Origin of the sequence: Kocuria aegyptia (assembly GCF_039530085.1) — a bacterium.
In the GTDB taxonomy this organism is placed as follows: Bacteria; Actinomycetota; Actinomycetes; order Actinomycetales; family Micrococcaceae; genus Kocuria; species Kocuria aegyptia.
The window spans coordinates 152,483-164,807 of the sequence record NZ_BAAAOA010000010.1; the positions used below are offsets into that span (position 1 = coordinate 152,483).

A 12,325-nucleotide genomic window follows, 5' to 3' on the forward strand; every position below is an offset into this window, starting at 1 on the left:
CGAGGCGGGGACCGGGCGTCGTCGTGACCGGACCGGCAACGATCCGGCCGGAGGCGGAAAAAACCCGCCGGGGGCCGCGGCTTCCCCTCCGCAGCCCCCGGCGGGAGCTTGTTGTGGTCCCCACTCTACGGTCCTCCTCCGGCCTGCGGCAAGGGACACGCCGGGACGTTGCGCCCGCGCGGGCCGGGGCCGTCAGAGCAGCCGCGGCTGGGACACTCCTTCGAGGCCCTTGCCCCGCGGCCGCCGGCCGGTGCGCTTCTTGGCGGCGCCGATCGGCTCCACGGTGGCGGGGATGGTCTGCTGCCCGGTCTGCTCGGCCTGTTGCCGGCGCAGCAGGTCGATCGCCTCCTCGAAGTCGCCCAGGCCGTCGAAGGCCTGGTAGACGCTGGCGAAGCGCAGGTATGCCACGACGTCGAGCCGGCGCAGCGGGGCCAGGATCGCGAGCCCCACCTCGTGGGCCTCGATCTCCGCGGCGCCCAGCGCCCGGATCGTCTCCTCGACCTCCTGGGCGAGCATCGCGAGGTCGTCCTCGCTGACCGGCCGGCCCTGGCAGGCCTTGCGCACCCCGTTGACGATCTTCTGGCGGTCGAAGGGCTCGGTGACGCCCGAGCGCTTGATGACCGAGATGGTGGTGGTCTCGAGCGTGGTGAACCGCCGGCCGCACTCGGAGCACTGGCGGCGGCGCCGGATCGCCGTCCCGTCGTCCGTGGTGCGGCTGTCGACGACGCGGGAGTCGGTGTGGCGGCAGAACGGGCAGTGCACGGTCGGATCAGCTCCCGGTGCGGATCGTGATGGCCCGGCCGTGCGCGGGCAGGTCCTCGGAGCGCGCGACGGCCACGATGTCCTCCCCGATGCCGGCGAGCGCGTCCTGGGTGTACTCGACGATCTGCACGGCCTTCATGAACGCGGTGGTCGACAGGCCCTGGGCGTGGACCGCCGTCCCGCCCGTGGGCAGCACGTGGTTGGAGCCCGCCGCGTAGTCGCCGAGCGGAACGGGGCTGTAGGGGCCCAGGAAGATCGCCCCGGCGTTGCGCACCCGGGCGGCGACCTCCTGCGGGTCGTCGGTGTGGATCTCGAGGTGCTCGGCGGCGTAGGCGTCGGCCACGGCGATCGAGGCGTCGAGGTCGTCGGTAAGCACGATCCCGGACTGCGGCCCGGACAGCGCGGTGGCGATCCGCTCCCGGTGCTTCGCCTCGGGCACCTGGCGGGCCAGCTCCGCGGCGACCCGCTCGGCGAGCCCCGGCGAGTGGGTGATCAGCACCGCGCCGGCGGCGGGGTCGTGCTCGGCCTGGGAGATCAGGTCGGCGGCCACGTAGGCCGGCACGGCGGTGTCGTCGGCCAGCACGGCGATCTCGGTGGTCCCCGCCTCGGCGTCCACGCCGACCACGGAGCGGAGCAGGCGCTTGGCCGTGGCGACGTAGACGTTGCCCGGGCCGGTCACGGTGTCCACCGGCTCGAGGACGTCCTCGCCGTCCGTGACCCCGTGGGCCATCGCGGCCAGCGACTGGGCGCCGCCGATGGCCCAGACCTCGTCCACCCCGAGCAGCCCGGCCGCGGCCAGGATCGTGGGGTGCGGCAGGCCGCCGAACTCCTTCTGCGGCGGGCTGCACAGCACCACCGAGCCGACCCCGGCCGCCTGGGCCGGGACGACGTTCATGACCACCGACGAGGGGTAGACGGCCAGCCCGCCGGGCACGTACAGCCCCGCACGGCGCAGGGGCGTCCACCGGTGCACGAGCACGGCGCCGGGCGCGACCTCGACGCGGGCGTCGGCCGGCCGCTGCGCCCGCGCGAAGGCCCGGGTCCGCTCGATGGCGGTCTCCAGGCCCCGGCGCACGGCCGGGTCCAGCTCGTCGACGGCCCGCCGGATCTCCGCCGGGTCGACGCGCAGCCGCTGCTGCGCCACGCCGTCGAAGCGCTGCGCGTAGCGGCGCAGGGCGCCGGCGCCCTCGGCCCGGACCGCGGCGATGATCTCCTCCACGGCCTGCTCCGCCGAGGCGAGCGACGTGGCGCTCTGCCGGGGAACGGCCGCCCGCAGCTGGGACCAGGACAGCTGCCGCCCGCGCAGGTCGATCGTTCGCAGGACGGGAGTCGTGGTCGTCTCAGCAGTAGTCACGCTCTCCATGGTATTCCACCGGGGCGCCCGGCCGGGTGCCGGACCGCGCGCTCGAGCGCCCGGTGGGCTACACCTCCAGGCAGGTCGGCCCGAGCAGGACCTTGAGGTCCCCGAACAGCGCCGGCGAGGGGTTCACCCGCAGGTCCGGGCCCAGGCGCAGGACCTGCACCTTCTGGCGCGTCTCGAGGTGGATGCGCACCTCGGAGTCCCCGCGGTGGTTGCGCAGCACCGCCCCGATCTCCTTGACCGTCTCCTCCGTGGCGCGGAACTCGGGCAGCGCGATCAGCACGGGACCGCTGTGCCCGTCCGCCGAGAGCTCCGGGACGGTGAGCTCCTGGGCGGAGATCGTCACCGATCCGTCGTCCCGGCGCTGCAGCCGGCCCTTGATCACGCAGATGAGGTCCTCCGCCAGCACGCCCGCGATGGGGGCGTAGGCCTTGCCGAAGAACATGATCTCGATCGAGCCCGTCCGGTCCTCGAGCTCCACCCGCGCATAGGCGTTGCCCGAGGTCTTGGCGATCCGCCGGGACAGGGACGTGATCATGCCCGCCACGGTCACCACGGCGCCGTCGGGCCGGCCGTCCTCGCCCAGCAGCGGCTGGATCGAGGTGTCGGCGTACTGCCCGAGCGCCTCGTCGAGGCCGCGCAGCGGGTGGTCGGAGACGTACAGGCCGAGCATCTCGCGCTCGAAGGCCAGCAGGTCCTTGCGCTCCCACTCGGGCACGTCCGGCACGGCGACGGTCAGCGACGTCGTGGGGTCCTCGTCGTCCAGGCCCATGCCCCCGAAGAGGTCGAACTGCCCGGCCGCCTCCTGGCGCTTGACGGCCACCGTGGCGTCCACGGCCTCCTCGTGGCAGAGCACCAGCCCCCGCCGGGTGTGGCCCAGTCGGTCGAAGGCGCCCGCCTTGACCAGGGACTCGATGGTGCGCTTGTTGCAGACCACGGCGGGGACCTTGGCGAGGAAGTCGTTGAAGGAGGTGAAGGCGCCGTGCTCCTCCCGGGCCTCGACCATCGCGCTGACCACGTTGGCGCCCACGTTGCGCACCGCGCCCATCCCGAAGCGGATGTCGGTGCCCACCGGGGTGAAGTTCAGCGCGGACTCGTTGACGTCGGGGGGCAGCACGGTGATGCCCATCCGGCGGCACTCGGTGAGGTACAGGGCGAGCTTGTCCTTGTCGTCGCCCACCGAGGTGAGCAGCGCGGCCATGTACTCGGCCGGGTAGTGCGCCTTGAGGTACGCCGTCCAGTAGGACACCAGGCCGTAGGCCGCCGAGTGCGCCTTGTTGAACGCGTAGTCCGAGAACGGCAGCAGGATGTCCCACAGGGCCTTGATCGCGGCCTCGGAGTAGCCCCGCTCCGCCATGCCGCCGTGGAAGCCCTCGTACTGCTTGTCCAGCTCCGACTTCTTCTTCTTGCCCATCGCGCGGCGGAGGATGTCCGCCTGGCCGAGCGAGAAGCCGGCGACCTTCTGGGCGATCGCCATGACCTGCTCCTGGTAGACGATCAGGCCGTAGGTTGTGTTGAGGATCTGCGCGAGCGGCTCCTCGAGCTCGGGGTGGATCGGGGTGATCTCCTGCTGGCCGGTCTTGCGCAGCGCGTAGTTCGTGTGCGAGTTCGCGCCCATGGGGCCCGGGCGGTACAGCGCGATGACCGCGGAGATGTCCTCGAAGTTGTCGGGGCGCATGAGCTTGAGCAGCTGGCGCATGGGCCCGCCGTCGAGCTGGAACACCCCGAGGGTGTCGCCGCGGGCCAGCAGCTCGTAGGACTCGACGTCCCCGAGGCCCAGGTCCTCGAGGTCCAGGACGAAGCCGTCCTGGTTGAGCGTGATGTTCTCGAGGGCGTCCGAGATGATCGTCAGGTTGCGCAGGCCCAGGAAGTCCATCTTGATCAGCCCGAGGCCCTCGCACGTCGGGTAGTCGAACTGCGTGATGACCTGGCCGTCCTGCTCACGGCGCATGATCGGGATGATGTCGATCAGCGGGTGCGAGGACATGATCACGCCCGCCGCGTGCACGCCCCACTGCCGCTTCAGGCCCTCGAGCCCCTCCGCGGTCTCGAAGATCTTCTTCGCCTCGGGGTCCTGGGCGAGGACCTCGCGCAGCTCGTCCGCCTCGCCGTGGCGCTTGGCTGACTCGTCGTAGACGTCCTTGAGGGAGATGCCCTTGCCCATGACGTCCGGCGGCATGGCCTTGGTGAGCTTCTCCCCCATGGAGAACGGGTAGCCGAGCACGCGCGAGGAGTCCTTGAGGGCCTGCTTGGCCTTGATGGTGCCGTAGGTGACGATCATCGCCACGCGCTCGTCGCCGTACTTCTCGGTCACGTAGTGGATGACCTCCGCGCGGCGGCGGTCGTCGAAGTCGACGTCGAAGTCGGGCATGGACACGCGGTCCGGGTTGAGGAAGCGCTCGAAGATCAGCCCGTGCTCCAGCGGGTTCAGCTCCGTGATGCGCATCGCGTAGGCGACCATCGAGCCGGCGCCGGAGCCGCGGCCGGGGCCCACCCGGATGCCGTTGTTCTTGGCCCAGTTGATGAAGTCGGCCACCACCAGGAAGTACCCGGGGAAGCCCATCTGCAGGATGATGCCCTTCTCGTAGTCCGCCTGCCGCTGGACGTCCTCGGGAATCCCGCCGGGGAAGCGGTGGTGCAGGCCCCGCTGCACCTCCTCGACGAACCAGGACTCCTCGTCGTGGCCCTCGGGCGTCGGGAAGCGGGGCATGTAGTTCGCAGAGGTGTCGAACTCGACGTTGCACCGCTCCGCGATCTCCAGGGTGTTGTCGCAGGCCTCGGGGAAGTCCCGGAAGAGCTCCCGCATCTCCGCGGGGGACTTCAGGTAGAACTCGTCGGCGTCGAACTTGAACCGCTTCGGGTCCGCCAGCGTCGAGCCGGACTGCACGCACAGCAGGGCGGCGTGGGACTTGGCGTCCTCGGCGTGGGTGTAGTGCAGGTCGTTGGTGGCCACGAGCGGCAGCTGCAGGTCCTTGGCGAGCCTGAGCAGGTCGCCCGTGACGTTCTTCTCGATCGACAGGCCGTGGTCCATCAGCTCGCAGTAGTAGTTCTCGGCGCCGAAGATGTCGCGGAACTCCGCCGCGGCCTCCCGCGCCTCCTGGTACTGGCCCAGGCGCAGGCGGGTCTGGACCTCGCCGGAGGGGCAGCCGGTGGTCGCGATCAGGCCCTTGCCGTAGGTGTTGAGCAGCTCGCGGTCCATGCGCGGCTTGTACAGCTGGCCCTCGAGGGACGCCAGGGAGGAGGCGCGGAACAGGTTCTGCATGCCCTGGGTGGTCTCCGCGAGCAGCGTCATGTGCGTGTAGGCGCCGCCGCCCGAGACGTCGTCCCGGCCGCCGTCGGCGAACTTCACGCGGGTGCGGTCGGTGCGGGCGGTGCCCGGGGTCAGGTACGCCTCCACGCCGATGATGGGCTTGATCCCCGCGTTGCGGGCCTTGTTCCAGAAGTCGAAGGCCCCGAAGACGAAGCCGTGGTCGGTCGTCGCCAGGGAGGACATGCCCAGTTCGTGGCAGGCCTCGAAGAGGTCGTCGAGGCGTGCCGCACCGTCGAGCATGGAGTACTCGGTGTGCACGTGCAGGTGGGTGAAGCTCTTCTTGCCGGTCGCCGTCGTCACCCGGCCAGTGTAGTGGCCCGCACCGACCGCGCCGGCCCGCCGACGGCTCCCCCGGGCGGGACGGGCGCGCCGGGTCGTGCGGGCCGGCCGGCGTGACCGTCCGGCCGGGTCAGGCGGGCCCGCCGTCGCGCAGCGTCTCGAGGGCGAAGGACAGGTCCGGCGGGTAGGGGCTCTCGTACTCGACGGGCTCCCCCGTGCCGGGGTGCTCGAAGCCCAGCAGCTTGGCGTGCAGCCACTGCCGGGTGAGCCCGAGGCCGGCCGACAGCGCCGGGTCCGCGCCGTAGGTGAGGTCCCCGCAGCAGGGGTGGCGCAGTGCGGAGAAGTGCACGCGGATCTGGTGGGTGCGGCCGGTCTCCAGGTGCACCTCCACGAGCGCGGCCCGGCCGAAGGCCTCCAGGACCTCGTAGTGGGTGATCGACGCGCGGCCGCCCTCGACCACGGCGAAGCGCCAGTCGTAGCCGGGGTGGCGCCCGATCGGTGCGTCGATCGTCCCGCGCAGGGGGTCCGGCAGGCCCTGCACCACGGTGTGGTAGACCTTCGTGACCGTCCGGTCCTTGAAGGCGCGCTTGAGCGCGGTGTAGGCGCGCTCGGTGCGGGCCACGACCATCAGCCCGGACGTGCCGACGTCGAGCCGGTGCACCACGCCGGCCCGCTCGGGGGCGCCGGAGGTGCTCACGGTGACGCCCGCGCCCGCGAGGGCCCCGACCACGGTCGGTCCCTTCCACCCCGGGGAGGGGTGCGCAGCGACGCCCGGGGGCTTGTCGATCACCACGATGTCGTCGTCCAGGTGCACCACGCGGAAGTCCGCGACCAGCTGCGGCACGATCCGTGCCGGGTCCTCGGGGACGGGCACGTGCACGGTGAGCGTCTGCGAGGCCTCGACCCGGAAGGACTTGGCGATCGGCCGGTCGCGGTGCAGCACGCGCCCCTCCGCGCAGAGCACCGCGGCCGCGGAGCGGGAGAGCCCGGTGAGCGCGGCCACGGCGGCGTCCGCGCGGTGGCCCTCGAGCTCGGGCGGCACGGTGAAGCGCTCCTGCACGTGCTCCTCTGGCTCAGCCACGGGTGCCCCCCTCCTCCGGCGAGGCCTCGAGCGGCTGCCCGTCGGGGCCCCCCGAGCCCGTGCGGGTGCCGTCGAGCTCCCGGCCGAGCAGGGTCAGGAGCACCACGAGGCAGACCCCCGCGACCACCCCGCAGTCGGCGATGTTGAAGATCGCGAAGCGCGGCACGGCGATGAAGTCGACGACGTGCCCCACCCCGAATCCCGGCTCCCGCAGGAGCCGGTCGGTCAGGTTGCCGAGGGCGCCGCCGAGGACGAGGCCCAGGGCCAGGGCCCACGCGGACGAGCGGACGCGGCGGAGGGTGAGCACGATCAGGACGGAGACGACCGCCATGACCACGGTGAAGACCCAGGTGATGTCCTCCCCCAGGGAGAACGCGGCGCCGGGGTTGCGGATGAAGCGCCACCACAGCAGGCCCTCGACCACCGTCGTCCGCTGGCCGAGCTCCATGGTTGCGACGACCCACCACTTGGTGAGCTGGTCCGCGGCGTAGACCAGCAGCGCGGCGGCCGCGGCGAGGAGCAGGACGCCCCGCGGCGCTCCGTGCCGGGAGGCGCCGGCGGGGACTTCGGGGGACTCGCTCATGCTCTCCTCGGGTGGCGGATCGGGGTTCGGGGCCGCCCCGCGCGGCGGGTCGGCGGGGACGTCGGTCCCGCTCCATGGTGCCACGTCCGCGCGGGAGCCTCCGGTCCCGGAGGGTTCCCGCCGCGGAGCACCCGGCCGGGGCGACGACGGAGGGACCGGCCGGGTGGCCGGTCCCTCCCGCGGGGTGCGCGCCGTGGCGCGGTGGCTAGGCCTGCCCGGTCCCGGCCGCCCCGGTGGCGACGTCCGCCGTCGCGGCGGGCTCGAGGGGCGGGGTGGTGTCCAGGTCCTGGAGCTGGTCCTGGATGTACGTCCTGAGGTTGCTGCGGTAGTCCTGCTCGAAGGCGCGCAGGCCCGAGACGCGGTCCTGCAGCTCGGCCTGCTCCTCCTGGAGCGCGGTGAGGGTCTGCTCGCGCGTGCGCTGGGCGTCCGTGACGAGTTCCTCGGCCCGGTCGCGGGCCTCGCCGATGATGCGGTCCCGCTCGGCGGTGCCCTCGGCGACGTACTCGTCGTGCAGCCGCTGGGCCATCGCCAGCACGCCGGCCGCGGACTGCGCCGCGCCGGAGGCGGGCGCGGTCTCGGCGCCGCTGTCCGGCAGCTCGGCCGGGGCGGGTGCGGGCGGCTCCACCGCGTCCTGCGGCGCACCGACGGTCACCGGGGCGGGGGACTCGGCGGCGTCCTCCGCGACCGGGAGACCCGGCTCGGAGACGGGCGACGGCGCGGAGTCCTTGGGGGCGACGGGCTGCCCGGCGGCCTCGAGCTGCTGCTTGAGGTCCGTGTTCTCCTGGTTCAGGCGGCGCAGCTCCACGACGATCTCGTCGAGGAAGTCGTCGACCTCGTCCTGGTCGTAGCCCTCCCGGAACTTGGTGGGCTGGAACCGCTTGTTGATGACGTCTTCGGGCGTCAGAGCCATGGGTGCATTCCTTCGTGGGCGGGGCGCGGGCGCGGCCCGCGGCGGGGGATCCGTCCGACCGTGGCCGGGACGGCGCGGTGGCCGGCGCCCGGTGGTCGGGCGGTTACAGCGTACAGGCCGGTGCGCCGCGGGCCGGGTCGGGCCGGCCGGCAGCGGGCGGGCCCGGCGTCGGGCGGGAGCGCGTCGGGGCGGAGCGGCATCGGCTCAGACGAGCATCGAGCCGATGATGCCCTGGACGATGCTGACGGCGAAGATGAGGATGAGGAACCCGAGGTCCAGCGACACCCCGCCGAAGCGCAGGGGCGGCACGATCCGGCGCAGCCACCGCATCGGCGGGTCGGTGACGGTGTACACGGCGGAGGCCCCGACGAGAGCCGCCCCGCGGGGCCGCCAGTTGCGGGCGAACATCTGCACCCAGTCGAGGACGAGGCGCGCGAGCAGCGCGATGTACACGAGGTGCAGTGCCAGGTACAGCACGGAGAGCAACAGGTCCATCGGTCCGCCTCAGTCCTCCTGCTGGTCGTCGGTCTCGTCCTCGCCGCCGGCGGGGTGCCCGACGACCTCCACGTAGGACGGGGTGAGCAGGAAGACCTTGCCGGTCACCCGTTCGATGGAGCCGTGCAGGGCGAAGACCAGGCCGGCGGAGAAGTCCACCAGGCGCTTGGCCTCGGCGTCGCCCATGTCGCTGACGTTCATGATGACGGGCGTGCCCTCGCGGAAGGCCTCGCCGATGGACTTCGCGTCGTTGTAGGAGCGGGGGTGGACCGTGGTGATCGTGCGCAAGGTCGAGCTGTCCTCTCGAGAGCTGGAGGGGGCGCGTTTGATGGGGGTGACCGGCGCCCGGTACTCGGCCGACCGGCGCGGCACGGCCACCGCGGTGGACTCGTGGGCGCGGGCCTCGCGCGGCTCCTCGCGGACCGCGACGGCGGACTGGTGCTCCTGGCGGGACGGCGTCGGCTCGTCGTAGTCCTCGTCCGTCTCGGCGAGGCCGAGATAGATCATGGTGCGGCGCAACGCTCCGGCCATGGTGCTCTCCTTGACTGTCTGTTCGGATATCGGCGGTGGGGGGAGTTCCGGGATCCTCGGACCGCCCGGCGTCCGGCGTGCTGCCCGGAACGCGGTACGGCCCGGCCCCGCGGGGCCGTCCTCCAAGCTATCCTACGGGCGCGCGGTGGCCGAGGATATCGGAGCCGACGCGCACGTGCGTGGCTCCCCGGGCGACCGCCTCCTCGAGGTCCTGGCTCATGCCCGCGGACACGGCCGTGGCCTCCGGCAGGGACTGCCGCAGCTGCTGCGAGAGCTCCTGGAGCCGGTCGAAGGCGGGCCCCGGGGGCGCCCCCAGCGGGGCGACGGCCATGAGGCCCCCGGCCCGCAGCCCCTCGGTGCCGGCGATCTGCTCGGCGAGTCCGACGACGTCCTCGGGGCGGGCGCCGCCACGGCGCTCCTCGGCGTCCAGGGACACCTGGACGAGGCACGTCAGGTCCTGGTCCGCGCACGGACCGGGGGCCGCGTCCCCGGCCGCCACGGCCTCCCGGTGCCGCTGCACCGCCTTGCCGAGGGCCGTGACCAGGGAGGCCCGGTCCACGGAGTGCACCCACGACGCGTAGCGCACCACCGACTTCGCCTTGTTGGACTGGAGCTGGCCCACGAAGTGCCAGGTGAGGGGGCCGTCGACGAGCCCGGACACCTCCCGGGCCTTGGCGGCGGCCTCCTGGTCCCGGTTCTCCCCCACGTGCCGGACGCCGAGCCGGTGCAGCCGGGCCACGTCCGCGGCGGGGAAGAACTTCGTGACGGCGACCAGCACGGGGTCCTCGGCCGCCCCGCCCCGCCGCGCCGCGGCGGTGATCCGCGCGCGCACCCGGTCGAGGGACCGGGCGAGCTCCGAGGTCCGGGGGTCGTCGCCGGCGGGTCCGGCGGCCGGGTCGGCGCTCACGGGGCGTCCTCCCCGCGGGGACGGGCGCGCCAGACCAGGCCGACGATGCGGCCGGAGCCGGGGTCCCGCCGGTGCGAGGACAGCTGCTCGTTCTCGCGGGTGCAGGAGGAGCCGGCGGCCGACGGTTCGACGACGCCGACCCCGAGGGCGGCCAGCCGCTCCCGGGCCCCGGCGCGGAGGTCGAGGGCCGGGGTGCCCCAGGACGTCGTGGCGGCCACCGCGGGGATCCGCTGGACGGACTCCTCGCGCATGTCGGCCGGCACCTCGTAGCAGTGCCCGCAGATGGAGGGCCCGAGCCACGCCGACAGCCCGCGCCCGCCGCGAGCCACCAGCTGCTCGACCGTGCGCTCGAGCACGCCGTCGAGGAGCCCGCGGCGCCCCGCGTGGGCCACGCCCGCGAGCGGGCCCCGGGGGCCCTTCCCGACCAGGACCACGGGCACGCAGTCGGCGACCATCACGGCCAGGGGCACGCCCGTCGCCGTGACCGCGGCGTCCGCGGTCGGCACGGCCGGCCGGTCGCCCCGGTCCGCGTCGGCGACGTCGGTGCCGTGCACCTGCTCCAGGAACACCAGGGAGCCCCCGGGGACGCCCATCGAGCGCTCGAGCGCTGCGCGCCGGGCCCGCACCGCGTCCGCGTCGTCACCCGTGTGCAGCGCGAGATTGCCCGCGCCGCGGTCCGTGAACGCCACCCGGACGCCCTGTCCGACCTCGTCCTGCCACCAGAACACCGGGTCCTCCTGTCGTGCTTCGTCGTGCCGTGCTTCGTCGTGCCGCCGTCGGCGGGGGTTAACGCGCCCGGGGGCGGGCGCGGGTCCTCCGCGTCCGCCCCCGGGGGCCGAACTCACTTCAGGAAGTCAGGGAAGTCCAGGGAGTCCTTGCGCCCGGAGCCCGCCCCGGCGCCGGCCTCGGCCTCCGCGGGCAGGTCGACGTCGAAGCCGGCGTCGTCGGGCACGTCGTCGTTCTGCACCGGCTGGGCCCACCGCTGCGAGGTCGAGGGCTGACCGAAGGACGGGGCGCCCCCGCGCTGGGGCGCACGGCCCACACCGGCGGGCTGACCGGCGCCGGAGCCGAAGGCCGCGCGCGTGGTCGCCGCCTGCTGGGCGGCCGCGTTGGTGTTGTTCGCGTTGGTCTCCGGGCTCACCGAGTCGAAGCCCGCGGCGATGACCGTGACGCGGGCCTGGTCGCCCAGGGCGTCGTCGATGACCGCGCCGAAGATGATGTTGGCCTCCGGGTGGGCGACCTCCTGGACGAGGCGGGCGGCCTCGTTGATCTCGAACAGGCCGAGATCGGAGCCGCCCTGGATGGACAGGAGCACGCCGTGGGCGCCGTCGATGGAGGCCTCCAGCAGCGGCGACGCGATGGCGAGCTCGGCGGCCTTCACGGCACGGTCCTCGCCCTGCGCGGCGCCGATGCCCATCAGCGCCGACCCGGCGCCCTGCATCACGGACTTCACGTCGGCGAAGTCCAGGTTGATCAGGCCCGGGGTCGTGATCAGGTCGGTGATGCCCTGCACACCGGAGAGCAGCACCTGGTCCGCGGACTTGAAGGCGTCCAGCATGGACACGTTGCGGTCGGAGATGGACAGCAGCCGGTCGTTGGGGATCACGATGAGGGTGTCGACCTCGTCGCGCAGCGTCTCGATCCCGTTCTCCGCCTGGTTGGACCGGCGGCGGCCCTCGAAGGTGAACGGACGGGTGACGACACCGATGGTCAGCGCGCCCAGGGAGCGGGCGATGCGGGCGACCACGGGGGCACCACCGGTGCCGGTGCCGCCGCCCTCCCCGGCGGTCACGAAGACCATGTCGGCCCCCTTGAGGACCTCCTCGATCTCCTCGTGGTGGTCCTCCGCGGCCTGGCGCCCGACGTCCGGGTTGGCGCCGGCACCCAGGCCGCGCGTGAGCTCGCGACCGACGTCGAGCTTGACGTCGGCGTCGCTCATCAGCAGGGCCTGCGCGTCCGTGTTGATCGCGATGAACTCGACGCCGCGCAGCCCCTCCTCGATCATCCGGTTGACGGCGTTGACGCCGCCGCCGCCGATTCCGACGACCTTGATGACGGCCAAGTAGTTCTGGGGGGTGGAGGAGTCCATGGGTACCTAACTCGAGAT

General features: G+C 73.3%; 11 protein-coding genes. All 11 read right to left on the bottom strand.

What is annotated here, in order from left to right:
• Positions 1–192: 192 nt before the first annotated feature.
• On the bottom strand, positions 193–762 hold the full coding sequence (gene nrdR / locus ABD220_RS04575) for a transcriptional regulator NrdR (protein ID WP_344120216.1): 570 nt from the start codon (positions 760–762) through the stop codon (positions 193–195).
• Between the two features lie 7 nt (positions 763–769).
• Positions 770–2,125, bottom strand: a complete 1,356-nt coding sequence (gene hisD / locus ABD220_RS04580) for a histidinol dehydrogenase (RefSeq protein ID WP_344120217.1) — start codon at positions 2,123–2,125, stop codon at positions 770–772.
• 58 nt (positions 2,126–2,183) lie between these two features.
• Positions 2,184–5,732 carry a DNA polymerase III subunit alpha gene (dnaE, locus tag ABD220_RS04585; protein ID WP_344120218.1) on the bottom strand — a complete coding sequence of 1,183 codons (3,549 nt, stop codon included), beginning with the start codon at positions 5,730–5,732 and terminating at the stop codon, positions 2,184–2,186.
• 109 nt (positions 5,733–5,841) lie between these two features.
• Positions 5,842–6,792, bottom strand: a complete 951-nt coding sequence (locus ABD220_RS04590) for an RluA family pseudouridine synthase (RefSeq protein ID WP_344120220.1) — start codon at positions 6,790–6,792, stop codon at positions 5,842–5,844.
• Positions 6,785–7,375 carry a signal peptidase II gene (gene lspA / locus ABD220_RS04595; RefSeq protein WP_344120221.1) on the bottom strand — a complete coding sequence of 197 codons (591 nt, stop codon included), beginning with the start codon at positions 7,373–7,375 and terminating at the stop codon, positions 6,785–6,787. Before lspA ends, ABD220_RS04590 begins: the two co-directional genes overlap by 8 nt.
• 205 nt (positions 7,376–7,580) lie before the next feature.
• Entirely contained in the window at positions 7,581–8,285 is a 705-nt protein-coding gene (locus ABD220_RS04600; protein WP_344120223.1) for a DivIVA domain-containing protein, read from the bottom strand.
• Between the two features lie 204 nt (positions 8,286–8,489).
• A complete protein-coding gene (locus tag ABD220_RS04605) occupies positions 8,490–8,780 on the bottom strand; it encodes a YggT family protein (protein WP_344120224.1) in 291 nt (96 codons plus the stop codon).
• A 9-nt stretch (positions 8,781–8,789) separates the two neighbouring features.
• Positions 8,790–9,311: a cell division protein SepF gene (locus ABD220_RS04610; RefSeq protein WP_344120225.1), complete on the bottom strand. Its 522-nt coding sequence runs from the start codon at positions 9,309–9,311 to the stop codon at positions 8,790–8,792.
• 127 nt (positions 9,312–9,438) lie between these two features.
• Positions 9,439–10,218 carry a YggS family pyridoxal phosphate-dependent enzyme gene (locus ABD220_RS04615; RefSeq protein WP_344120227.1) on the bottom strand — a complete coding sequence of 260 codons (780 nt, stop codon included), beginning with the start codon at positions 10,216–10,218 and terminating at the stop codon, positions 9,439–9,441.
• Entirely contained in the window at positions 10,215–10,946 is a 732-nt protein-coding gene (locus ABD220_RS04620; RefSeq protein ID WP_344120228.1) for a purine nucleoside phosphorylase YfiH/LACC1 family protein, read from the bottom strand. The genes ABD220_RS04615 and ABD220_RS04620 overlap by 4 nt, the downstream gene beginning before the upstream one ends.
• Positions 10,947–11,059: 113 nt before the next feature.
• The gene (ftsZ, locus tag ABD220_RS04625; protein ID WP_298586814.1) at positions 11,060–12,307 is read right to left on the bottom strand and encodes a cell division protein FtsZ; all 1,248 of its coding nucleotides are present in this window, start codon (positions 12,305–12,307) and stop codon (positions 11,060–11,062) included.
• Positions 12,308–12,325 lie beyond the last annotated feature (18 nt).

Bases quoted from the DNA above. Each gene is read 5' to 3' on its own strand.
- ABD220_RS04600 (WP_344120223.1), bottom strand. From the start codon at position 8,285: ATGGCTCTGACGCCCGAAGACGTCATCAACAAGCGGTTCCAGCCCACC.
- hisD (WP_344120217.1), bottom strand. From the start codon at position 2,125: ATGGAGAGCGTGACTACTGCTGAGACGACCACGACTCCCGTCCTGCGA.
- lspA (WP_344120221.1), bottom strand. From the start codon at position 7,375: ATGAGCGAGTCCCCCGAAGTCCCCGCCGGCGCCTCCCGGCACGGAGCG.
- ftsZ (WP_298586814.1), bottom strand. From the start codon at position 12,307: ATGGACTCCTCCACCCCCCAGAACTACTTGGCCGTCATCAAGGTCGTC.
- ABD220_RS04605 (WP_344120224.1), bottom strand. From the start codon at position 8,780: ATGGACCTGTTGCTCTCCGTGCTGTACCTGGCACTGCACCTCGTGTAC.
- ABD220_RS04610 (WP_344120225.1), bottom strand. From the start codon at position 9,311: ATGGCCGGAGCGTTGCGCCGCACCATGATCTATCTCGGCCTCGCCGAG.